This is a genomic window from Rhizobium sp. A22-96 (assembly GCF_053521805.1).
This window is the reverse complement of the sequence record NZ_JBNWDQ010000001.1, coordinates 1,385,521-1,409,109: the sequence shown is the minus strand read 5'-3', so window position 1 is coordinate 1,409,109 and position 23,589 is coordinate 1,385,521. Positions and strand designations below refer to the sequence as shown.

Genomic DNA, 23,589 nt, shown 5'->3' with positions numbered 1-23,589 from the left:
GCACAATGCCTGACGTTCCAACAAGTTGGGGCGTCCGGGAGGAACAGCAGGGCATGATGATGGAGGCTGTGCGGGCGGTCAGCCTGAAGAAGGTGGCGATTTCGTTTGAAATGGCCAGCAAGACCCGGTTTGATGCCGTTTCCGCAACCGATCTGGATGTCGGCGCGCACGAATTCGTGGCCATCGTCGGTCCGACGGGTTGCGGCAAATCCACCCTTCTCAATGCCGCGGCCGGGCTTTTGACACCGGCATCCGGCACGGTTGAAATATTCGGCCAGCCGCTGAAGGCGATCAATCGGCAGGCGGGCTATCTCTTCCAGCAGGATTCGCTGATGCCGTGGAAGACGGTGCTGCAGAATGTTGCGATCGGGCTCGAGATCGCTGGTGTCGCTCCGACCGAGGCAAAGAAGAATGCCCTTGAGTGGTTGAGGCGCGTCGGCCTTGCCGCTTTCGCCGATCGCTTTCCGCGCATGCTGTCAGGCGGCCAGCGCAAGCGCGTCGGTCTCGCGCAGGTGCTGATCCGCGATCCGAAGCTCCTCTTGATGGACGAGCCGTTCGGTCCGCTCGATGCTCAGACCCGTCTCATCATGGGCGATCTTCTCTTGAAGCTCTGGTCGGAGGATCGCAAGGCCGTCATGTTCGTCACCCATGACTTGGACGAGGCGATCGCTCTTGCCGACAGGGTCGTCATCATGTCCGCCGGTCCGAAATCCCGCATCATCGGCGACTTCAAGGTCACGCTGGAACGTCCACGCGATATCGCCGAGATCCGGCACGATCCCGTGTTCATTCAGCTGCACCGGGATATCTGGCAGGCATTGCGCGACGAAGTCATGACGGCCTATCGCCAGACCAGCGGGGAAACTGCATGAACCGCACGCGCCTCCTGTCGCTGCAGATCCTTGTGGCCGTCGTCATCCTGCTGATCTGGCATCTGGCCACCACCACGACGCTTTTCGGCAATCCGAAGACGATATCCTTCTTCTTCGCTGATCCCCTGAAGGTGGCGCTGCGCGTCGTGCAATGGTTCGCAAGCGGATCGATCTGGTACCATCTCTGGATCACGCTGTCAGAATCCCTCCTCGCCTTCCTCCTTGGCTCCTTCGGTGGCATCGTTTTCGGCTTCTGGTTCGCGCGCAAGCCTTTGGTTGCGGCCGTCTTTGACCCATACGTGAAGGCTGCGAATGCCCTGCCCCGCGTCGTGCTGGCACCCATTTTCGCCCTTTGGTTCGGCCTCGGCATCTGGTCCAAGGTGGCGCTCGGCATCACGCTGGTCTTCTTCATCGTCTTTTTCAACGTCTACCAGGGCGTCAAGGAAGTCAGCCAGCCTGTCTTGTCCAATGCGCGGATGCTTGGCATGAACGAGCGCCAGTTGCTGCGCCATGTCTACCTGCCCTCGGCATTGTCCTGGGTATTTTCAAGCCTGCATACCTCGGTCGGTTTTGCCGTCGTCGGTGCTGTTGTCGGCGAATATCTGGGCTCGGCTGCCGGCCTCGGCTACCTGATCCAGCAGGCGGAAGGCGTTTTCGACGTGACGGGCGTCTTTGCCGGCATGGTCGTGCTGACGGCCTTCGTCCTAATCGTCGATTGGCTGGTGACCGTGGCCGAACGCCGGCTACTCGCCTGGCGCGGCCAGTAGAACACATAGTATGAGGAAATGGAGGAGGACGACATGGAACGCAGGACATTTCTGATCGCAACGGCAAGCCTCGGCATCGGGGCTTCGCTCGGCGGCATTCTGCCGGCGGCGGCACAGGATGCCAAACCGGAGAAGCCCGATCTTCTGATCGGCGTCGGCGGCAAGCCGCTGCTCTACTATCTGCCGCTGACGATCGCCGAGCGAAAGGGCTTCTTCAAGGAAGAGGGCCTGAACGTCACCATCAATGATTTCGCCGGCGGCTCGAAGTCGCTGGAAGGCCTGATCGGCGGTTCGCTCGATGTGGTGGCCGGCGCCTATGAACACACGATCCGCATGCAGAACAAGGGACAGGACATCGTCGCGATCTGCAATCTCGGCCGTTTCCCCGGGATCGTCATCGCCGTGCGCAAGGAGCTTGCCGGCGAGATCAAGTCCATGGCCGATATGAAGGGCCGCAAGATCGGCGTGACCGCACCCGGCTCATCGACGGCGCTGATGTTCCAATATGCCATGCTGAAGAACGGGCTGAAAGTCGACGACGCGTCGCTGATCGGCGTCGGGGGCGGCGCCGGAGCGGTCGCGGCGGTCAAGAGCGGGCAGATCGACGGGCTCTCCCATCTCGATCCGGTCATCGCGCAATTGCAGTATGACGGCGATATCACCGTGCTGCTTGATACCCGCACCGAAGCCGGCACGCGCGCGCTCTTCGGAGGTCCCAATCCAGCCGCCACCGTTTATATCAAGCGCGAGTTTGCCGTGGCCAATCCGATAACGACGCAACGGACGGTCAATGCCTTCATGAAGGCGCTGAAATGGCTCGGGACGGCGAGCCCCGAGGATGTCGCCGGCGTCGTGCCAGAGGAATATCTGCTCGGCAATCGCGACCTCTATATGCAAGCCTTCAAGAATTCGAAGGAAATGTATTCGCCTGACGGCATGGTCACGAAGGAAGGCTATGATTCGATGATGGGCGTCCTGAAGACGCTCGATCCGGAACTCGCCAATATCGATGTGCCTTTCGAGAAGACATTCGATCCGACCTTTGCCAAGGCCGCAAAGACCTGATCGAAACGGCATCGAATGCAGATAAGTTGAGAGCCGACTCAAGCGAGCCGGCTCTCAATCTCTGGCGGAATGCCTTAGGCGATGAGGGCTCGTTCCTCAGCCCTGGCATGTTCCTGCCGCAGGCTGCGGGCGGCTTGAACCATGTTGACGAGTGCCGGCTTCACCTCTTCCCATTTGCGGGTCTTCAATCCGCAATCCGGATTGACCCATAGCTGGCCATCCTGAAGACGCCTGCGCGCCAGCGACAAAAGATCGGTCATCTCGCTGACGTCTGGAATGCGCGGCGAGTGGATGTCGTAGACGCCGGGGCCGATCTCGTTCGGATATTTGAAGTTCCTGAACGCATCGAGAAGTTCCATCTTCGAGCGAGACGTCTCGATGGAGATGACGTCGGCATCCATCGCGGCAATGGCGATGATGATGTCGTTGAACTCCGAGTAGCACATATGCGTATGGACCTGCGTCCCATCCGCAACACCGCTTGAGCACAAGCGGAAGCTCTCGACTGCCCAATCGAGATAGGCCTGCTTGTCCTTGTGTCTGAGCGGAAGACCCTCGCGAAGGGCTGCCTCGTCGATCTGGATCATCCTGGCACCGGCCTTTTCCAGATCGACGACCTCGTCACGGATCGCAAGCGCAATCTGTCGGCACGTTTCGCTGCGGGCGATGTCGTCCCGAACGAAGGACCAATTGAGGATGGTGACCGGTCCGGTCAACATGCCCTTCACCGGCTTCTGCGTCAGCGATTGGGAATATTCCCACCAGCGAACGGTCATCGGGTCCGGCCGGGAGACGTCACCGAAGATGATCGGCGGACGCACATAGCGTGAACCATAGCTCTGCACCCATGCATGCTGGGTGAAGGCAAAGCCCGACAATTGCTCGCCGAAATACTGCACCATGTCGTTGCGTTCGAATTCGCCATGGACCAGCACGTCGAGGCCGATTTCTTCCTGCCAACGGATTGTGGCTTCGGTCTCCTTGCGCAGGAAGGCCTCGTAGTCGACATAGCTGAGCGTGCCCTTTGCATGGGCAGAACGAGCCTTCCGAACCTCCGGCGTCTGCGGGAAGGAGCCGATCGTCGTCGTCGGGAAGAGCGGCAGCTTGATCGTTTCCGCTTGCACCGACCGACGCTGCACAAACGCGCTCTTGCGCTGCTTCATGGCGGCATCGACCCCGGCAAGGCGGCCGCGTACCAACGGGTCGATTACCTTCGGTGATGAGGCCCGTGCAGCGATAGCCCTGGATGCGACGGCGACTTCCACTGAAACGGCAGCCTTTCCTTCGGCAAGACCACGGCCGAGCGTCGCAAGCTCACCGAGCTTTTGCGTGGCAAATGCCAGCCAGCTCTTCAGGTCGCTATCGAGCGCCGTCTCAAGCTCCAGATCGATCGGAACATGCAGCAGCGAGCAAGATGCTGCCACTTCGACGCCGTCGATACTACGCGCCGTGGCAACAGGCTGAAGGCGGTTGATGATCGCAGCCAGATCCGCCCTCCAGATGTTGCGGCCATCGATGATGCCGAGCGACAGAACCTGATCCTTGCGAACGGCCTTCACGACATCATCGAGCTGACCTGGCGCACGCGTCAGATCGACATGGACACCGGCAACCGGCAGCTCGGTGATAGCAGCCAGATTGTCGGCAAGACCGCCGAAATAGGTTGTCAGCATGATCTTCTGATCCGGCGCCGCCTCGGTCAACGCCTTGTAGGCGACCGAGAAGGCATGGCGCTCGCCCTCGGTCAGATCGAGAACGGCGATCGGCTCATCGATCTGCACCCAGTCGGCACCGGCAGCGCTCAGCCGGCGCAGCAATTCCTCGTAGACCGGAAGCAGTTTCGGCAGCAGGCCCAGCGGCTTGAAGGTTGCCGAGCGAGCCTTGGCGAGTTTCAGGAAGGTGACCGGTCCGAGAATGACCGGGCGGGTGTGAATGCCGAGCGCCTTTGCCTCGAGGAAGTGATCGACGGGCTTTTGCGTGGTGAGCGCAAAAGCCTGATCTTCTGAAACCTCGGGCACCATGTAGTGATAGTTGGTGTCGAACCACTTGGTCATTTCAAGCGCCTGCACACCATGGCCATGATGCGTATGGCCGCAATCGGCATGGCCATCGCCTTGGCTGCCGCGCGCCATGGCGAAGTAGGTCGACAATGAAACGTCGCCGCCCTTCCAGCCGTATACGGAAGGAATGGCACCGACCATGACGGCGGTGTCGAGGACATGATCGTAGAATGAGAAATCGTTGGAAGGGATACGGGTGATCCCGCTGTCGCGCTGAAGCGACCAGTTTTCAGCCCGGAGCTTCCTGGCGGTTTCGATGAGTTCGCTCTCGGGAATCTTTCCGGACCAGTAGGCTTCGAGCGCGAATTTCAGTTCGCGATGGCGACCGATACGCGGAAAGCCAAGAGAAGCGACTGGGACAGTTTTGGTTGGCATAGTCATACCCCATTGGTTGTGGGGGCATGGGTCAAGCGGACGCGTGCGGACAAGGCCAATATCGGCCAGCCACAGCAACCACCGGGACACCCCGCCCGTGGACGTTATTTTGTTGTGGCAGGTCTCCTGGCTTGCGGGTCGTCACCTTTGTCCGTCTTCCCAAGGCTCATCGCCTCAGTGACATGAATGGACATTGGCTCGCCGCTCACAGTTGCGGGGGCAGCCCCGGAATAGCCGATCTCTCAGCGCACCGGATTCCCTCTTAGCTCTGGAGCGAATGGAGTGCCCCAGAGAACCATAACGCTGGTGATTTCGCACCAAGCGCAGAAAATTGTCAATAGATATAAACAAATCTTTATATGTTTATTTGTCCTGACTGACTTCTCAAATCCAGCCGGCAGCTAATCCAGTTCATCGTGGCTGCGAGGTTGGTTCAAGGGCCGGCCTGACCGCATCCACTAAATTTCTTTGCGGAAAATGGGTGGGGGTCCATGGCCGCATGCAGGTCAGAATAAACCGCCGATAAACGAGGGTTCGAAGCTTGTTCCGCAGATTGGCATTCTTCCGCTGCGCCCTGGCAATAGGCCCGTGCGACTGGAGCTGAATGGCCGCAAAGCCCGCTGCCGACAATAGCGGGGTCAACTCTTCCGAACGCAGGCCGCTGCCAAAAGGCAAGGCCTCCATGATGCGAGAGTGGCGGCTGCTTAGCGCCCCATCATAATTTTGATCAGCGCCGACGAAGCGGTCAATCAGCGAAATCAGCAGCCTGGCAATCTGGCCGCTCGGCTTCGGCTTGGCCCAGTCGCCGTCGAAGATCACGAGGCGCCCGCCGGGCTTGAGTAGCCGAAGCCATTCCCTGAAGGTCTCTTCCGGCTGCGTCAGCGTCCAGACGAGATGCCGGCAGACGATCGCATCGTAGGCCGCATCCGGCTCCATAGTCTGTTCGGCATCGGCCAGCAGAAATCGAAGACGCGGCTTGCCTGCATGCTTCTTGCGCGCGACGGCCAGCATCGCTTCGGAAAAATCCAGCGCCGTCACCTCGTGACCGAGATCATGGATCAGCCGCGTCACCTCACCGGTGCCGCAGGCAAGCTCCAGAACACGCTTTGGCTGGGAGCCAAGCGCTGCGCGGATCGGCTTCTGCCAGGCGTCTGCCTCGGGGCCGGGTGCTATCCTGTGGCCGAAAGCAAGATCGAAGGTCTCCGACCGTTTCGACCAATAGTCCCTGATTTCTTCCTTGAGGTGGAAATTGGCACCGTCCATCAGATCAGCCCGCCATATATTGAATGTTGCAGCGGCCGTGGACGGCGGACTTCTGGACATGGGCGCGTACGCCGAAGACCCGCTCGATCAGCTCCTGCGTCAAGACTTCCTCCGGCGGTCCGGCAGCCACCACCTCACCCTTCTGCAGCACGGCGAGACTGTCGCAGAACATCGCCGCCAGATTGAGATCGTGCAACGCGACGATGGAGGTCACGTCGAGCTTGGAAACCAGGCCCAGAATGTCGAGCTGATGCTGGATATCGAGATGGTTCGTCGGCTCATCGAGCAGCAATTCGCTCGGGGTCTGTGCCAGCGCCCTGGCAATATGAACACGCTGCCGCTCGCCGCCGGACAGGGTCTGCCACAACTGCCCGGCTCGATCCCTCATGCCGACGCGGGCAAGCGCATCGAAGACCGCAATATCGTCGCCGGCGCTCCAGGAGGAAAGCGGGCCGCGATGCGGTGTACGCCCAAGACGAACGACATCGATGACGGTCACCTGCATGTCCGTGGTCGCCTGCTGCTCCACCAGCGCGACACGGCGGGCGATATCGCCACGAGAAATGGAGGCAATATCATCGCCACCGAGGCGGATGACGCCGCTCTTCACCTTCCGGAGCCGGCAGATCAGCCGCAGAAGGCTGGACTTGCCGGAACCGTTCGGCCCGAGGAGGCCGAGCACCTTTCCCTTTTCCACTGTCAGGCTGATGCCGTTGACGATCAGCGTGTTGCCGGCGGCAAAAGTCACCTTATCGACCGCGATGCTCATGCCGTCCTCCGGGCGCGATAGAGAATGATGGCGAAGGCCGGAGCGCCGAACAACGCGGTCACCACCCCGATCGGCAGGATCTGCTGGGGAATGATGATCCTCGAGACGATATCGGCGCCGACCATGAAGATCGCTCCGCCGAGTGCCGACGCCGGCAATAAGCGATCGTGATTGGGGCCGACCATGAAACGGGCCGCATGCGGAATGACGAGCCCGACGAAGCCGATCGAACCGACAATGCTGACCACCGCCGCCGTCATGAATGCCGTCGTTCCGAGCAGCACGATCTGCGCGCGGCGCACCGCTATGCCGAGCGAGGCCGCGGCATCGGTTCCAAAGACGAATGCGTCGAGCACGCGGACATGCGCCATGCAGATGATAAAGCCGATAATGGCGATCGGTCCGGACAAATAGACATCCGGCCAACGCACACCGCTCATGGAGCCGAGCAGCCAGAACATGACGCCCCTCGCCTGCTCGGCATTGGCCGATGTGGTGACGATATAGGAGGTCAGTGCATTGAAGAGCTGCGAGCCGGCGACGCCACAGAGAATGATGCGCTCGCTGGTGCCGCCGACACCGGCTGCCAGCAGGCCGACAAACAGAAATGCCACAACCGCACCAATGAAGGCGCCGCTGGAAAGAGTGAGGATTCCGTAGCCGAGCCCGAGGATCATGATGCAGACGGCACCCGTGGAGGCACCCGCCGAAATGCCGAGCACATAGGGTTCTGCAAGCGGATTGCGCAACAACGCCTGCAGGATCACGCCACTTAAGGCCAGCGATGCACCGGTGCTTGCGGCAACGAGCGCCCGGCTCAGGCGATAGTCCCAGACGATGCCCTGATGAATCCGGCTAAGCTCGAAATCCGTTCCGAGCAGCCGGTTCGCAACTGCCTTGGCGGTCGTCGACAACGGGATCGAAATCTCGCCGATCGAGACCGCAAGGCTGATCATGAATGCCAGAAACACCAGCGCAGCCACGGTGAGCGCCAAGAGCGCCCACCTTTCTCGCCGTTCTGCAATCAGGCGCATTCTACTCTGCCAGGCCGAAGGACTTGATGCCCTTGGCCAGCGTCTCGATGCCATCGATGGTGCGGATGGTCGGGTTCATCGACTGCGCATCCATCATGACGAAATGCTTGTTCTTGACCGCATCGAGCTGGCTGGTGACCGGATCCTTCTGCAGGAAGTCAAGCTTGACCTTCGGGTCATCGGCGGCGTAGCGGCGGCGATCCATCGTCGCGATGACGATGACGGCGGGATTTGCCTGCGCGATCGTTTCCCATCCCACAAGCGGCCATTCCTCCTCGGTCGTCACGACATTCTTCGCGCCGATCGTCTTCAGAATATAGGCCGGCGCGCTATTCTTGCCGGCGATATAGGCGTCACCGTTCACTTCCTTGCTGGAAAACCAGAACACGATCGGCAGGTTCTTCGCCTGCGCAGCGGAGATCGAAGCGACGGCATCGGCCTCGCGCTTCTTCAGCTGCGCGACCAGCGCATCGCCGCGATCTTTAACGTCGAAGATCTCAGCGAGTTCATCGATCTCCTGATAGATCAGGCCCATCGTGAACAGCTCCTTGCGCACGCCGTCACCGCCTTCGGCATTGATCTTGGCGACGCAGTCGGTCGGCGCGATATAGGTGTTGATGCCGAGTTCGGAAAACTGCTCGCGCTTGCCGACCGCGCCTTGCGCGCCGATATGCCACTCGAATTCAGCGCCGACAAAATCCGGTTCCTTGCCGACCACGGACTCAAAGCTCGGATCATTGTCGGCCAGACGCGGGATCTTGGCATTGGCTTCGGCATATTGCGGCAAGACCGGGCCGACCCATACGGCCGTTCCCGCAATCTTGTCGGCAAGGCCGAGTGACAGCAGGATCTCGGTCATGCCCTGGCCGATGGAGACGATCTTGGTCGGAGCCTTCTGAAAGGTGACCTGTTGGCCGCAATTGTTGATGGTCAGCGGATATTGCGTCGACGCGAAGGCGGACGCAGCAAACCCGCTAAGCCCAAGTGCAAATGTAATGGTCGTCAAAAATTGGCGCATGAAAGGTCTCGATGAGAATGGAAAATCTGGCAGCCTCGGCGCAATAGCGCTCAGACAGACCGCCGCCGGTTGCAAAGACCGCAATCAAGGCCGAAAAACGCCTGGTAGTATCGAAGGCTCAGGTCAATCATTCTCTGTCCTTTCCAGGCATCCCCGCCCGGTTGATTGGATCGTGATCGACGGCAGGTCTCCTGGCTCGCGAATGTCTGACGATCATCTGCCTTCCCGCGATTTGTGTTCGCAGTGGCATGGCCCTGAAGCCACCTGAGGTGGCCAGCAGGCTGGTCGCACCCGGGATGATCGGCAATCCGCTTACAGTTGCGGGGGCAGCCACGGTCTAGGTCCCTTTTGGGTCGTCCTCACCGTGTTCCCTATTAATCCCCTCGAAGCCTTCCTCGGGGAACCGTCGCATCCAGTTACGCCGGACTGCCGTCCGCCGTCAAGCAGGACACTCGAGAACCAATGGATGTTAGAAAAATCGCAAAAGCAGCCCGACGATTGCCTAAACCGGCGAGCTATCAAAGGCAGCTCTACGCCGTTTCAGCCAGCTCGACGCGATTTCGCCCGCTTGCCTTTGCGCGATAGAGCGCCTTGTCGGCTGCTTCGAGCACATGCTTGAAGTCGGCCGATGGTTCATGAGAACAGGCAATGCCGATGCTGACAGTGACGTGGATCGTCTCCTGCTCGAACATCAGGACCGTCGTCTCGATGTCGTTGCGGATTTTCTCGGCAAGGTTTCCGGCCGCCCTCATGTCGGTGTTCGGCAACAGCACGACGATCTCCTCGCCGCCGTAGCGGGCGGCGATGTCGGTCTTGCGTACAGTCTGCCGGATCACATCCGCCAGCCGTGCAAGGACCGTATCGCCGAAGGAATGACCCCAGTTGTCGTTGATCTTCTTGAAGTGATCGATATCGAGCATGATGATCGAAAAGGGAATCCGCCTCGTTCCGGCTTCCTTGCTGCAACGATCGCCTTCCCGCTGCAAAACGCGGCGATTTGGCAGCTTGGTCAGTGGATCGAGGCTGGCCTCGTTCTCAAGCGCGCGCTGGATGCCAATGCGGTAGCGTTCGCGCTCGAGTAAATCCGACAGCAGCACGACGCCGAGGATATTGACGATCGTGACCGGAAGTGTCGCCGAAAGGAGAAGCTCACGCGCGACCGGCCATGGCAGCAAGACGAGAACGACAAGCGAAGTCATCGTCGCCAGGCCGAACAGGGCTGAGCGCTTCCACCCAGTGCCGATCCACTGCCGCGGCACGAGCGTTAGAAGATACCCGACGATCGCAACGATCAGAATGCCCGCGACACCGCCAGCGGCTCCCATGCCGCCGACCAGGAAGCGAAACACACCCATCATGACAGCCGCAACCACCGTCCCAACCACACCACCATAGATCGGCGTCAGAACGAGCAGGATCGAACGGCCATCCTGGAAGATGCCGGGCATCCATTGGATTGGGTCGCTCATCGACAGGATACCACCCAGGCCAAAGAGCAAGCCGACGGCAACGGATTTCAAAACGCCGCGCTCGATCGTCCGGATGACCCAAGAATAGGCGTAGACAATAATGGCCACCTGACCCAGGACGCGTACCAGGGAAGGCAAATGCGTTTGAATTTCCATCACCATCCCAAATCCTCGCGCGGAGCCGCAGCGAATGGCACGCACTGGTCATAGTCGAAGTCAGACCGGAATATCACGCAATCGCTTCGAGATGGTTTATGAAATCTCATATCCTTCGAAGAAGCCGCTCTATCGTTCGAATGTGAGCCGGAGATAACTAGCATCGCGATAGCCGATCTTTTGACGTGATACGTGTCCGCATTGCGACAGTCGGGCTTGCGATCTGCAGCGCTCGAGGTCACAAATTGTGCGGAAGACGAAGTTGAACGGATAGCTTCAGTGAGAACTTATCTGGAGCTTCCCGCTGAATGGTCAAGCATGGCTATCCCAGCGCTCTTTTAGGAAAAGGCCAGACCGCGGCGACCGGCCGCGTCGGTCCAGCATAGTTTGCGCGCACACTGCGATCGCAGATTGCATATCCCCAGTTGACCAGCCTCTCGGAAATCTCGTCACCAAGATTGCTGAGCCGGGTGGGCGTGGCGGCAAGGGAAGACGCGGCGGCCGATGAACAAGGCAACGCCCCTTCAGGCACAAGTTTCGCGGGATCAGTATCGATACCCCAATAGGCACCGAAGCGGGCATAGGCTTGCGCCGTCACCAAGGCCGTCTCATCGGCAAACGCATCACTGGCCTTGAAACGGCCGATCAGATCGCGTCGGCGAAGCGCCCTTACCTGGTTGTCGGTTACATCCAGAATCCGGCGAAGCTGACTGACCCAGTTGCGGCAAAGCCTGGGATTTCGGCTGAAGGGCGCGCCACCATCGCTGACGAAGAGGGTGGCGAAGCGCTTCACCAGCGGCTCAACGCCGTGATTGTCGTAGACGCCGCCGTCCGTCAACATGACGGTCCTGCGAAAATCCCCGATCGACGGCACCGGTCGGCGCGGCGCAGTCGGCCAATCCTGGAAACTGCCATCCGCGAAGTTGAAAACCATGGGCGACAGAAAGGGTGGAAACGCCGAAGAGGAGGCGACCGCTCTGGCCAGCGGAAAATCCGGCTGGTCGAGCCGTCCGACAATATAGTCGCCGGCATAGGCCTTGCAGAAACGCCAAAGCACCCCGGTCTGCAGGTTCGTCGCGCAGAATACGAATTGCGGCTGATCGGGGAGATCCTGAAGGCTGCGACCGCGAAACAGGTGCTTGTCGTAGGATTTCTCGACCTGTTTTGCCGCGGACGTGCCAGGCAAAAGCCCGATAATCGCATCGATGACATCGATCCGCGAGCGGGCAAAATCCAGCATGGGACCGACAAAGACATCATTCAAATTGCCAAAATCGGCCTTCACCAAGTCCGGCCACACGCAGGCAAGCCAGCCTGTGGCGATAGAGCCGCCCGAAACGCTGGAGATGCGTTTTGCCTGTTGCAACAGCCCAAGCTCTGCCAGCCGAATGAAGGCGCCGACGTGAAACAGCATCGCGCGAAAGCCGCCGCCCGAAGCCGCAATGCCGATCCCAGCCTCGAAGCTGTTGCCGTCCCACCGGAAATCGGCTGCGTCAACAGCTTCCCCCTCAGTGGAAAGGGGTATCGCATCGATATCGTTCATGGATCACACCCTTAGTCGGCACCGGCGATCGTTGTTGATGGCATCGCTTCGCCTTCAATGCGAGAAGAGGAGACGATCCTTCGCATCCTGGGAGCCAGCTGCATAAAAACGCCGAAACCAGGCATCCTGCCCGGCGGCCGGCGGCCGTGCCAACGTCAAACTGTTGGGCGCACCAGCACTCTGCATCGCCGCGCGGAAATGAAGGTGATCAAAGATTCGCAGTGCTTCGATGGCATAGGATGTCGCTACCCGCTGGTCCTCGATCATCACGAGATTGTCGCCATTATTTGTTTCGCCACTGGGGGACAGGTTGGACGATCCTGTAAAGACCTTGGCCGTTGGCAGGTTGAAGTCAGTGACGACGAACTTGTCGTGCTGATGGATGCCGCTGCCGCCGCTCCATTCAGTCTTGAAGGGTTCCGGCGCATGGCTTGCCAGATAGTTGAAATCCACCAGGCCGACGGAGCCGTCGGGCTTGCGGATTTCAAGCCCACCCTCCTTGTCGGAAATGCCGTAGCTGAACACATCCTTGCCCATCAGCCGATCAACCGCCTGACGCACCGGGCCTGAGCGAATCTGATTGAGGAAGGCGATGGCATAGAAGACCGAGGAGGAAGCCTGATCGATGGCTGCCCCGACGGGACTGAGCGACAGATCGCTTGATTTGTGCGGCGAGAAGCAGAAATGCGCGGCCGGCATGCCGGCTGCCTGAACCAGGTTCCACTTGCTGCTGAGACTATCCTGCTGGAACGCATCCAGCCCCTGAAAGGCCAGTTCGAAAGCACGGCCGAACAATCCGGCCGCATCGCTGGAGTGAAACACCAGCGCATTGTTTGCCTGAATGTAGAGGCCGCGATAACTGAAATTGGTGGAACCGAACAGCACCTTGATCGGCTGGTCGCCGCGCTTGACGATGAAGACCTTGTTGTGCTGCAGGGTCTTGAAATGCATCCGCTTTACGGCATCGGACCCGGCCGAGACGGCAAGGCGCGCTGCCGCCTGAGATTCCGCGCTGCCGGCCGGCTTGTGCGATCCCGAATTGTCGATGATGGCGCGAACACGCTTGCCGCAGCTTTCCAACTTGGCAACGATATCTCGCTCGTTGAAGTCATAGGCAAAGACGTCGATGCTGAGGCCGGGGTCATTCACCACCTCGTCCAGCAGCCCGAATATCAGGTCATAGGCTCCGAAGCCGAGCCACTGATAGACATCGCCCTGCAGCTTGGTAAATGTCAGCCCCTGATCTGGATCGCTTGGAATGACGTTCGGGTTGTTACCGAACTTGTCGGCATAGGCCTGCGACGACGCAAAATTGCGGGTGAAGCCGATATCGAGATAATCGCTATAGGTCATGCGATCGAGCGAGATCGGAAGATCGGCAACCTGATCGCCGCTGCGCAAAGCGCCCGCTGCATTCATATGTATCTTGGTGACCCGGTAAAGATAGTCGCCGTCCGTCGGGTCATAGGGGAAATGCAGCCAGCGAAATTTCTGGAATGGTGCGGCAGTCGACAGAAAATTCCGGAAGCCGTCCACGCCCTTTCCGCCGGCACTGGTATAGTCGAAATTCAGCCGGTTTCTCAAAGGCACATAGTCAGCCGAACCGGGGCTTTTCACCTCGATCGCAAAGCCGACGAAATCGTCCTCTGGGTTGGTGACGTCCATGCCGATGAGGCACATGCGCTCGCCGCGCCAGAGCTTGACCGTAAGACTTCCTTTGGTACCCGTGTTCGCAAAAGCCATCTCAATCCCCCGATGCGTTTCGATGAAGGTGATGCCTGTTTTCATGCGTGAAGGCTGTGAGGCCTTTTGGACCAGACTTAAAACGGCTCCGACACCTCGGAGACCGTGGGCGTGCCATGATGGAATTCAGTGACGAGAACCAGGTTGAAGACGGTCGGCACCCATGGATCGGGATAGCTTCCGACCGGCGCGCCGAGCGCCTGCATCAATCCTGGTATATGGCCGTGATGCCAGCAGACCAGGATCGTCTTGCCTTCGAATTTCGGCTTGTTAAGCAGATCCTCAGCCAGAGCCGTAAAGTCCTCATCGGCATAGGGCGTGTGCAGCTCGAGACCCAGGGCATCGGCGAGAGGCTGAACCGTCTCAACCGGTCTCGCGCTATGCTTCGATATGGCAGCGGCAAATATGAAATCGGGCGCACCGAATGTCTCGGGATACCAGGCGACGAGCGCCTTGGCGCGGTTGTCGCCCGCAGGCGACAAATTTGGATCGCTTGGATCATCAGGCTTTTCGGCATGACGCATGATCATTATCTTGACAGGCGCCATCTATTCCTCCCCTGGCTGCCATCCCGATCCATCACTACCTGAAACTGGATTCACGATATGCGCTCTGCAACCAAGAGCAATGGCATTTTTTGGACTTAACAAAACTTTCATCCGGTAACAGCCATCGAACGGAGCTGTGGCAACTGAAAAGCTGCGCTTGCGTGCGAGTTCCGGACGTTTAACATCGCCTTCGTCAAAGCCGTTCTGGATGGAAGTGATGCAGCTTCCAATTATCCTTTCGACAGAAGAACGTTCTTCGCGGTTGCCGCGCAACGACAACACGGGGCGCGAGGTGAAGATCAAGCTTTTAAGGAATTGTTGATGCTCTTGCCTGAAGCGGTGCTCATCGATGGCCAAACCGGAAGCGTCTCGCCCGAGACCGGCCGCTACACGAAGCGTTTAAGCGAGCTGCGGCAGATCTTTCAGGATCGTCCGGCATTGGAGACGATCGTATCCGAGCACAACGATCCGGTCGTCTACGAAGTTGTCGAGTACAAGAAGGAAGGCAGCGACCTCTTCTTCGGCACCACCACCATGGAACCGGGAACAGTCGGCGAGGAATTTTTCATGACCCGTGGCCACTTCCACAAGCGGCGTGACATGGGCGAGGTCTATTACACCCAGAGTGGCCATGGCGTTCTGCTGCTGGAATCGAGAGACGGACAAAGCGAGATCGTGCGCATGGATCCAGGCGTATGCGCCTTCATTCCACCCGATTGGGCGCATCGTTCCATCAACACCGGCGTTGAAAAGCTCATCTTTGTCTGGGTCTGCAATGTCGAAGCAGGCAACGACTATGGCGATATCCTAGAGCGCGGAATGCGCAAGCTCGTGATCCGCAGAAACGGACGGGAAGAGATCATCGACAATCCGCGCTTTGCGGAGCAGCGTCAGTAGCAGCCGATCTTTTGTGGAACGACCTGGCCTCCATCCCATCTCAGCAACCCATTTAACTGCAAGTGCTTTTGTCATTTTCCTTTGCTACAGTCCGCAAGACGATTAGCATCGGAAGCACAATCGACCGGCGGAGACAGACCCTGCCGATCGCTTCTCCTGGTGAAGGTACTGCACGGATTTTAATGTAACAGACATCCTGAAGAGATTGAGCGGGGACGACTGAATGCTGCGAGCGGCTCGTGTTCTGATTGGCATCGTGATCCTGGCCGGGCTTGCTGCCCTCCTATGGTTTGCCACAAGGCCTCCGCCGCTTATTGTTCAGGGTGAAGTTTCAGCCAATCGCGTCGACATCAGCCCACGCGTATCAGGCAGGGTGGCCAAGCTGAATGCCGATGTCGGCGACAATGTCGAACGCGGCACCGTCATCGCTGAGCTGGAAAGCCCGCAGCTCACCGCGGCTCTTCACATGTCCGAGGCAGCCCTTTCTGTCGCCGAGGCGGATCTTGTCAGGGTCAACAGCACCCGACCGGAAACGATCGCAGCGCGCAAGGCCGAGCTTGCGGCCGCGTCTGCGGACGTCACGCTCTACCAAGAAGAATCCGACCGTCAGGCGAAGCTGATCACGACAGGTGCCTCGACACAGTCACGCGTCGATGAAACCACCCGCAACCTCGAAGCCGCCATTCGCAAACGCGAGTCTGCCGAGGCCGATCTGCAGCTTGCCGTCGCCGGTGCCAGCAAGGAAGAAAAAGCCCTGGCAGCGACGCAGGTCGAACAGTCGAAGGCCTCGCTCAATCAGCAGCAGACAGACGTTCGCGAACTGACGATCGTCGCGCCGATTTCCGGTCAGGTGACGACGCGTGTCGCCGAGCTCGGAGAGAATTTTTCGGCCGGCGCCCCAATCTTTTCGCTTATCGACATCCAGAATCCCTGGTTCACCTTCAACCTTCGGGAAGACCTCCTCAAGGGCCTCAAGATCGGCGATAGCTTTGACGTCACCGTACCGGCGCTCGGCGACGGCAAGATCACGGTGAAGGTGACGACGATCAATGCTCAGGGGCAATATGCGACCTGGCGCGCCACGCGGGCGACCGGCGATTTCGATCTTCGTACCTTCGAAGTCAGGGCAAACCCTGCGCAGCCGGTCCAAGGCCTGCGGCCCGGCATGAGCGTCATAGCGTCCTGGCCTCCGGCGGGGCATTGAGATGATGGCGAAAGGGCGCTTGCGCCCCGGTTTTATCACGGTCTTCAGACGGGAATTCGACCGGTTTTCGCGCCGCCCCTTCCTGCTGTTCCTGACGACCATTCTGCCGCTGCTTCTGATGGGCGTGCTGGCCGCCGTCTTCAGCGCCGGCCTCGCAACGCGGCTCCCGATCGCCGTGCTTGATCTCGACAATACCGATCTCTCGCGGACCATTATCCGCACAGTCGATGCCACGCCGGATACCGCCGTCGTGCGCAATGTCAGCGATCTCACGGAAGGGCGGCAATTGATCCTGTCAGGTGCGGTGCACGGCCTTCTAATGCTGCCGCAGAACCTTGAGCGGGATGTCCTCTCCGGCCGCCGCCCGGAAGTCGTGTTCTTCTACAACACCCAGACCATGACGACGGGCAATCTGACGCTGCGCGGTGTCAGCGCCGCGGTCCCGGCCGTTGCCGCCGGCATCCGCCTGTCGCTGCGAACGGCGCAGGGCCAACCCGTCGATGCCGCCCAGGAAGCGCTGGCGCCGATACCGGTTCAGGTTAATCCGCTGTTCAATCCAACGCTCAACTACGCGCATTTTCTACTCGCGGCTTTGCTGCCGAGCGTGTTGCAGGTGATCATAGTGACGACGATGGCCTATGCGGTCGGGCTTGATGTCGAGACGACGCACCGCCTGCGCATTCTGAGACGGCTCGGCGGCGGATTGTGGCCTGCCATGGCCGGCAAGATATTGCCCTATACGCTGCTGTTCCTCGTGGTGCTCGGCATTGCCGATTGGGTGCTCTTCGGATTTTTAGGCATGCCTCTGCGTGGCGATCGCTACATGCTCCTTTTGTCGGGCATCCTGTTTGTCCTGGCCGATCAGTTCATCGGCGTGCTGCTTGCCTTGCTACTTCGACCCATGGCCAGCGCCATCAGCATCGGAACGCTGTTAATGGCCCCGGCTTTCGGCTTCATGGGCATCGGCTTTCCGCGGATCGGCATGAACACCTTTGCCTATTACTGGGGGCAGATCATTCCCGGCACCTGGTACCTGATGGCGCGCATCGATCAAACCATCCGCGGAACGCCGCCCTATCTGTCCTGGAAGCCGATCGCCGTTCTTCTTTTCATGGTGCTGCTGCTTGGAAGCCTTACGGCGCTGCGGCTGGAAGTTATCCGCGCACGCCGGGAGCGCCACAGGCAACAAGCGCTCGCAACCAGCGAGGCGGCAGGATGAAGGGCTTCCTCACAATCTGCCGTATCGAACTGGGTCGAGTCCTCTACTTGAAACCGGCCTTTTCGGTGCTAATCGTTGCCACGATTATCTATGCCGCCTTCTATCCGCAGCCCTACCGCACGGAAGCCTTGCGCCATGTGCCGATCGCGGTCGTCGACCTCGACGGCACCGATAGCAGTCGACAGCTCATCCGACGCGTTGATGCCTCGGCGGATGTCGCGGTCGGCGGCGTCTTTCCCGATCAGGCAAGCGCCGAGCGGGAGGTCTATGCCCGCGACCTCTATGGCATTCTCGTCATACCTCAATATTTCGAGCGCGATCTCCTGCACAATCGCCAGTCGCCGATCGCGCTCTATGCCGATGCGAGCTACTTCCTGATCTATCAGCGCATATCCGGCGGCGTTACTGCTGTCGCTAAGACCATGGGTGCGGAGGTCGAAACGGCGCGGCTGATTGCCATCAACGTCGATCCGCGCATCGCCACCGCTGCGGCCGATCCGATGCCGCTGACGGCAGTGCCGCTTTTCAATCCGCAGGGCGGTTACGCCACCTATATCCTGCCGGCGGCCTTCATACTCATCATGCAGCAGACGCTTCTGATCGGCGTCGGGCTGCTCGGCACCTATCGAAATGATGCGCTCAAGACCGGTCCTGCCTCTTCGATCGGACCGATAGCGGTCGTGGCCGGTAAGCTGCTTGCCTATCTGATCCTCGAAGCCGTTATCGCGCCCTTCTACCTGATCGTCATTCCCTATCTCTACAATATTCCCCGCTTGGGAACGCCGCTTTCGATATTCATCTTCACCTTGCCTTTCGTTCTGGCAGTCAGTGCCCTGGGTCTGGTGATCGCGGGCATTTTCCGCAGCCCTCTGACAGTTCAGCTCGTGTCTGCAGCGCTCGGCATACCCTTTCTCTTCCTCGCCGGCTTTTCCTGGCCGACGGAGGCGATGCCGCCCTTTCTTCACGCCATTGCTGTGCTCTTGCCCAGCACCTCGGCGATCAACGGCATCGTCGCGGTCGCGCAGCTTGGCGCTCCGCTCTCTTACCTTCGCCAACCTTTCCTGACGCTATGGATATTGGCGGCCGTCTATATCGTCATCGCTATTGTGCTGGAAAGCAGACGCAGTCGAAATGTGGTCGCCGAGGTGTAACCGGCGATCGGAACTTCGCAAAAGCCGCATCATTTTGGCCAAACGCATCCGACATCTGAGGAACCGAGCCATGAGTTATCTGGAAAAATTTCGCCTCGACGGCGAACGCGCTGTCGTTACCGGCGGCGGCCGGGCAATCGGTCTTTGCTGCGTGCAGGCTCTGGCCGAGGCCGGTGCGACTATTGTCGTCATCGAGCGAAACGAAGCCGATGCGGAGGAGGCCCTCGCCTTGCGCGACAAGGGTTATGAGATCGAGTTGCGCGTCGGCGATGTCACGGATTCAGACCGCATCGAAGCGATCGCGACGGAGCTTGCGGATAGCGGTCGTCCCGCCACCGTTCTGGTCAACAATGCCGGCATAGGTCAGAGCGGGATCTCTTCGCAAGATGTCACAGACGCTGATTGGCTTCGCATGATGAACGTCAACGTCAACGGCGTATTCTGGTGCTCGCGATCCTTCGGTCGCCACATGATCGCGATGAAGCGGGGCGCCATCGTCAACCTCGGTTCGATGTCCGGGATCATCTGCAATCGGCCGCAACCGCAGACACCATACAACGTCTCCAAGGCGGCGGTTCATCACCTCACCCGTTCCGTGGCCGCCGAATGGGCTCCCCACGGCATCAGGGTGAACGCCGTGGCCCCCACCTATATCGAGACGCCGATGGTTTTGGCGGTCGAGGCCAATCGCGACCGGATCCCGGTCTGGCTTGGCGATACGCCGATGGGTCGCATGGGAACGCCCGAGGAGGTCGCCAGCGCCGTGCTGTTTTTGGCATCGAGCGCTGCAAGCCTGATGACGGGCGCTATCGTCAACGTCGATGCAGGCTTCACCTGCTGGTAACGGCCCGCGCCCGATATCATCGTGTGCCTGACCAGATGGCTGATTTTTGTTCAATCCGCCGCCGAAAGCCAGGAATAGCCCGCGGAATATATCGCCCGGCAGCAATCGCGACCCAATAGAAGTTTCAGACAACGCTTGACGGCACGCAAGCACGCTTCAGTAGATTGGGTATGTGGACAACTGCGTGGCGAGAACAAACTTTGCCCATTCGCGAATATAAGCGGGATTGATTGTGCACAGGCTCGGCACATTGAAGGCGTTGAAACACTGATCGACATTGTTGTTTATCATTGCGATGCCGACAAAAGATCCGCCGCGAGCCATGATGGTTTCGAACTGATGGATTGCGCGGACATGACCGGGGCCAAGCTGCTGCTTCCCGATGAAAAACGCCTTGCGATTGATGACAAGTCCGTCTGGCCGCATGCGAGACACCCCCTGCATCAGGACATTATCTACATACCAGCCGATGTTCGGCAGCGCGCTCGGCTGCATGACAGTGTTTTCAAAATCCACTGAAACTCGCTGGACTTCGGCCGGCGTCGTGGCTGGCTCGGCCTTGATCACTTGCTGGAATGTTCCGTCATCGGATTCCGCTACGCAGGTGTCACCATCCGCAACCAGCTGAACGTCTTCCGGCACGACAACCGTCGCGCCACTTTCACGATGGACCCATGTCTGAAAGCGAAATGCCTGGACATCCTGCTGCGGGACGCCAGAAACACTGGCTGTGCCGTAAAGGCGCGCAATATCATCGGAACTCGCAGCAGCTTCGGCGAATGAGAGGCTATCTCGCTTCTGAAATTCGAGGCCCCCGCATCTGATCGTCTGAGCCGGCTGCCGATTGACGGCGAAAGCGAAGGTGGTTCTGGAAATCCGGACATTGCCGCTGGAGACTTCGGTCGACCGCAGAAGGTCGGAAATGTGGGCTGCAGGCCAGCCCAAACTTGATGGGACCGCACCACTTTTAAGCCCCCCGGCAACCACGGCGATGATTTTTCCGTTCTCGTCAAATATCGGGCCGCCGGACATACCGGGCAGCAATGGCCGCGAGAAGCGGATGACCTGTTGGCCGGCATCGATGGACGTATTGGCGATATCCTGCATGTTCTCCGATGGAAGCATATCGCCGAGACGAGCGCTGCCGAAAGAGACCCGAAGATCCAGATCCCCCATGGAAGGCGATCCCTCGCCATATCCCAGCGCCTTGAAGTCCTTGTCGTGGTCCATCGCCGCGGCCGCGGTCAGGAATGCATCATTGGCAGGCTTATCGACATGCAACAACGCTAGGTCGTTGCGGGTCAGGATGCGAGCGATTTTCGTTTCCCGAAAGGGTTGACCGCTCGCATACTCATACCAAAGCTCGATCTTCGCGCATCCGGCAACCACGTGGTAAGCGGTAACCACATCGTGGGTATCTCCATAGGCGAAACCGGTGCCATTGCGTGACGGCGTGTCACCCTGACAATCTCTGGCTTCCACAAGGACAACTGCCTTGGCCGCAGTTTCCACCACGGAGGTTGGTATTTCGGCTGAGCTGCCCGAAGGCAGGATCACTGACAGAACGGTAGTCCACCAGCAGATGTTCAACCAGCCTGATCTCATGAGTCAAACCCGCAAATGTAGAACAGCGACGAATGGACGACCTCGGTTCGGCGATCATCGGGAAGCTTTTTGATCCGAGCCGCAAGTTCTGCATAAGTCCCGCCCTGCCCTGCCAGCCAATCGATTTGGTCGTCTACGGGTTGGCCTTGCCGCCGCCGAAAATCATCGCACCAGCGCGGAGTATCCGCGAAAAGACTGCTCTGGATGCGCTTGGTGACATTTGCCGGATCGGAATTGGCAGCACTCTTGTCTTTGGGCAGCAGACCGAATTTGGCAAACACGACCAGATCAGCAGCGTCATCCGGCTTAACGTTTGCTATAACAAGCTGATCATAAATTTCTTTTGGGTTTGGCGAGAGCAGATCATGCGTTCTGATCCACATTCCACCGAGTAACGTAAAGATCATTGCCACTGCAAAACTCGCCACTCTTGCGTGATTTACTGTAACAGCGGTTAGCTTCGTGTCTCCCGCCAGTCCCACGAAAGTGGTTGCGATTGCCAGAACCGATGAAAGGACTGTCACGACCACACTTGCGGTCGTCAGGCCGACAAGAATCCCTGTCAAGGCTCCCAGAACAAGGCCTGTGACCACATCGGCAATCCTAATCACAACCTGCGGAGGTTCACTCAAGACTGCAACCTATATTTGGATTTTCCCTATTAATACTATGACGATCTTTTAAGAAAATACAATCTGGGAGAGTCTCTGGTATGCGGGAATCTCTCGTCGTCCATCGGCACGACTGCCACATTTCGTAAAAATGGCAAGACGGATCGGCGCAGAAAGCACTACCTCGGAAACACCCTAGACCCTTCGGCAGGAATTGCCGGACACGAATTTCGGGGTCAGAACGAAATCCTGCGGCGGTTCGACTGCGCCTTGAGGGTTGGTGATGCGATGCATGAGGCGCCGGGCAATGATACCGCCGAGCGCGAGAGTATCCTGGACAACCATGGTGATGCGCGGGGTGATGACCGAGCTCCATTGCACATTGTCGATCATGGCGAGCGAGATATCTTCCGGACAGCGAAAGCCCAGCTCCTGCATGGCCTGCAGCGCCGAGAGCGCAACCGTGTTGTTGGCACCGAGGATCGCTGTGGGGCGCTCGGGCTGGATGAGCAGGCGCATGGCCGCCTCATAGCCGGCGGTGCGGGTAAACTGGCCGTCGACGACAAAATTCGGGTTAACCTCCACCCCGGCATTCGCCATCGTGTCGGTGAAGCCGCGATAGCGCTCAGTTGCCGTATGCATATGGCTCGGGCCGGTGATGAAGGCGATGCGCCTATGGCCCAGCTGCAGCAGATGTTCGGTCAGCATCGCCCCGGCGAGATGGTTGTCGGAGCCGACGAAATCCCGCTCGATCCCCGCCACCTTCTGGTCGAAGCAGACGATCGGAACATTCAATCCAGCGACGAAATCGAGATAGTCCTGATCATGTCCGGAGGGAGCGAGCGCCAGACCCGCCGTCTTGAGGCCGATCAGGTGTTCGACCATGGCCTTTTCGCGCGCTGTCTTGCCTGAGGAGTCGGTGACGAGCACGAAATGATTGTGGTCGAGCGCGTAATTTTCCAGCTCGCGCCGGATATCCCCGAAGAAGGGATTGCCGACATTGCCGACGACGAAGCCGATCATGCGGCTGCGTCCGCGCGCCAGACTCTGGGCAAGCGGGTCGGCAACGAAGCCTACCGCGGCGACCGCATGGCGGATTTTCTCGAGGGTCTTCGGGCTGACACGCGCCGGATTGCTCAAGGCCAGCGAAACCGTCGACACGGATACGTCGGCGAGTTTGGCGACGTCACGAATTGTGGCCATTAAATTTTCGAACCGTTTCTATCGCCTTCAGCCTTCCCGATGAAGGCGAGTTCCTTTGCGAGCTCTTGTCACAAATCTAACATTTGTAGGCCCTGAAGCAATATGGGGGAAGAAGATTTCAACAGTGCGCTTGACATCGATGAGGAGAGGATCAATGATTAAATCGAACCGGT

At 59.1% G+C, this 23,589-nt stretch carries 21 protein-coding genes and 2 riboswitches; of the genes, 8 read left to right on the top strand and 13 right to left on the bottom strand.

Going from position 1 to position 23,589, the window contains the following annotated elements; all coding sequences use genetic code 11:
• Positions 1-53: 53 nt before the first annotated feature.
• The 3 genes from ACQZ6F_RS06305 to ACQZ6F_RS06295 are packed head-to-tail and all read left to right on the top strand — an operon-like array spanning position 54 to position 2,704.
• Positions 54-872: an ABC transporter ATP-binding protein gene (locus ACQZ6F_RS06305; RefSeq protein WP_449093138.1), complete on the top strand. Its 819-nt coding sequence runs from the start codon at positions 54-56 to the stop codon at positions 870-872.
• Positions 869-1,639 carry an ABC transporter permease gene (locus ACQZ6F_RS06300; protein ID WP_449093096.1) on the top strand — a complete coding sequence of 257 codons (771 nt, stop codon included), beginning with the start codon at positions 869-871 and terminating at the stop codon, positions 1,637-1,639. Before ACQZ6F_RS06305 ends, ACQZ6F_RS06300 begins: the two co-directional genes overlap by 4 nt.
• 33 nt (positions 1,640-1,672) lie before the next feature.
• Positions 1,673-2,704, top strand: a complete 1,032-nt coding sequence (locus tag ACQZ6F_RS06295; RefSeq protein ID WP_449093095.1) for an ABC transporter substrate-binding protein — start codon at positions 1,673-1,675, stop codon at positions 2,702-2,704.
• A gap of 74 nt (positions 2,705-2,778) precedes the next feature.
• Here the strand turns inward: ACQZ6F_RS06295 and metE are convergent, their stop codons facing one another.
• The 10 genes from metE to ACQZ6F_RS06245 all read right to left on the bottom strand — a co-directional run bounded on the left by metE (position 2,779) and on the right by ACQZ6F_RS06245 (position 15,039).
• Entirely contained in the window at positions 2,779-5,139 is a 2,361-nt protein-coding gene (gene metE, locus ACQZ6F_RS06290) for a 5-methyltetrahydropteroyltriglutamate--homocysteine S-methyltransferase (protein WP_449093094.1), read from the bottom strand.
• A 99-nt stretch (positions 5,140-5,238) separates the two neighbouring features.
• Positions 5,239-5,454: riboswitch (cobalamin riboswitch) on the bottom strand.
• A gap of 96 nt (positions 5,455-5,550) precedes the next feature.
• On the bottom strand, positions 5,551-6,402 hold the full coding sequence (locus ACQZ6F_RS06285; protein ID WP_449093093.1) for a class I SAM-dependent methyltransferase: 852 nt from the start codon (positions 6,400-6,402) through the stop codon (positions 5,551-5,553).
• A gap of 4 nt (positions 6,403-6,406) precedes the next feature.
• Positions 6,407-7,171, bottom strand: coding sequence for an ABC transporter ATP-binding protein (locus ACQZ6F_RS06280; protein ID WP_077471573.1), 765 nt, complete (start codon positions 7,169-7,171; stop codon positions 6,407-6,409).
• On the bottom strand, positions 7,168-8,205 hold the full coding sequence (locus ACQZ6F_RS06275; protein WP_449093092.1) for a FecCD family ABC transporter permease: 1,038 nt from the start codon (positions 8,203-8,205) through the stop codon (positions 7,168-7,170). The genes ACQZ6F_RS06280 and ACQZ6F_RS06275 overlap by 4 nt, the downstream gene beginning before the upstream one ends.
• Before the next feature lies 1 nt (position 8,206).
• A complete protein-coding gene (locus tag ACQZ6F_RS06270; RefSeq protein ID WP_449093091.1) occupies positions 8,207-9,223 on the bottom strand; it encodes an ABC transporter substrate-binding protein in 1,017 nt (338 codons plus the stop codon).
• Between the two features lie 164 nt (positions 9,224-9,387).
• Positions 9,388-9,646, bottom strand: a riboswitch (cobalamin riboswitch).
• 107 nt (positions 9,647-9,753) lie between these two features.
• Positions 9,754-10,848, bottom strand: coding sequence for a GGDEF domain-containing protein (locus tag ACQZ6F_RS06265; protein WP_077471589.1), 1,095 nt, complete (start codon positions 10,846-10,848; stop codon positions 9,754-9,756).
• 322 nt (positions 10,849-11,170) lie between these two features.
• Positions 11,171-12,391 carry a patatin-like phospholipase family protein gene (locus tag ACQZ6F_RS06260; protein WP_449093090.1) on the bottom strand — a complete coding sequence of 407 codons (1,221 nt, stop codon included), beginning with the start codon at positions 12,389-12,391 and terminating at the stop codon, positions 11,171-11,173.
• Positions 12,392-12,445: 54 nt separating this feature from the next.
• Positions 12,446-14,134 carry a phospholipase D-like domain-containing protein gene (locus ACQZ6F_RS06255; RefSeq protein ID WP_449093089.1) on the bottom strand — a complete coding sequence of 563 codons (1,689 nt, stop codon included), beginning with the start codon at positions 14,132-14,134 and terminating at the stop codon, positions 12,446-12,448.
• A 77-nt stretch (positions 14,135-14,211) separates the two neighbouring features.
• Complete coding sequence (locus ACQZ6F_RS06250; RefSeq protein WP_449093088.1) at positions 14,212-14,682, bottom strand: flagellar basal body-associated protein FliL; 471 nt, start codon at positions 14,680-14,682, stop codon at positions 14,212-14,214.
• Positions 14,683-15,039 (bottom strand): hypothetical protein, encoded by a 357-nt coding sequence (locus ACQZ6F_RS06245; RefSeq protein ID WP_449093087.1) that lies wholly within the window; start codon positions 15,037-15,039, stop codon positions 14,683-14,685. It abuts the gene before it with no gap.
• Between ACQZ6F_RS06245 and ACQZ6F_RS06240 the strand changes: the two genes are divergently transcribed.
• The 5 genes from ACQZ6F_RS06240 to ACQZ6F_RS06220 all read left to right on the top strand — a co-directional run bounded on the left by ACQZ6F_RS06240 (position 15,004) and on the right by ACQZ6F_RS06220 (position 19,997).
• Entirely contained in the window at positions 15,004-15,579 is a 576-nt protein-coding gene (locus ACQZ6F_RS06240; RefSeq protein WP_449093086.1) for a glucose-6-phosphate isomerase family protein, read from the top strand. The two genes, ACQZ6F_RS06245 and ACQZ6F_RS06240, sit on opposite strands and share 36 nt — an antisense overlap.
• A gap of 223 nt (positions 15,580-15,802) precedes the next feature.
• Positions 15,803-16,783 (top strand): HlyD family secretion protein, encoded by a 981-nt coding sequence (locus ACQZ6F_RS06235; RefSeq protein WP_246662769.1) that lies wholly within the window; start codon positions 15,803-15,805, stop codon positions 16,781-16,783.
• 1 nt (position 16,784) lies between these two features.
• On the top strand, positions 16,785-18,002 hold the full coding sequence (locus ACQZ6F_RS06230) for an ABC transporter permease (protein ID WP_449093085.1): 1,218 nt from the start codon (positions 16,785-16,787) through the stop codon (positions 18,000-18,002).
• A complete protein-coding gene (locus ACQZ6F_RS06225) occupies positions 17,999-19,153 on the top strand; it encodes an ABC transporter permease (RefSeq protein ID WP_449093084.1) in 1,155 nt (384 codons plus the stop codon). Before ACQZ6F_RS06230 ends, ACQZ6F_RS06225 begins: the two co-directional genes overlap by 4 nt.
• 70 nt (positions 19,154-19,223) lie before the next feature.
• A complete protein-coding gene (locus tag ACQZ6F_RS06220; protein ID WP_449093083.1) occupies positions 19,224-19,997 on the top strand; it encodes an SDR family NAD(P)-dependent oxidoreductase in 774 nt (257 codons plus the stop codon).
• Positions 19,998-20,153: 156 nt separating this feature from the next.
• Here the strand turns inward: ACQZ6F_RS06220 and ACQZ6F_RS06215 are convergent, their stop codons facing one another.
• From ACQZ6F_RS06215 to ACQZ6F_RS06205, 3 genes are all read right to left on the bottom strand, one after another.
• Positions 20,154-21,602, bottom strand: coding sequence for a S1 family peptidase (locus ACQZ6F_RS06215; protein ID WP_449093082.1), 1,449 nt, complete (start codon positions 21,600-21,602; stop codon positions 20,154-20,156).
• Complete coding sequence (locus tag ACQZ6F_RS06210; RefSeq protein WP_449093081.1) at positions 21,599-22,234, bottom strand: hypothetical protein; 636 nt, start codon at positions 22,232-22,234, stop codon at positions 21,599-21,601. Before ACQZ6F_RS06210 ends, ACQZ6F_RS06215 begins: the two co-directional genes overlap by 4 nt.
• 174 nt (positions 22,235-22,408) lie before the next feature.
• Positions 22,409-23,416 (bottom strand): LacI family DNA-binding transcriptional regulator, encoded by a 1,008-nt coding sequence (locus tag ACQZ6F_RS06205; RefSeq protein WP_174073618.1) that lies wholly within the window; start codon positions 23,414-23,416, stop codon positions 22,409-22,411.
• Positions 23,417-23,589 lie beyond the last annotated feature (173 nt).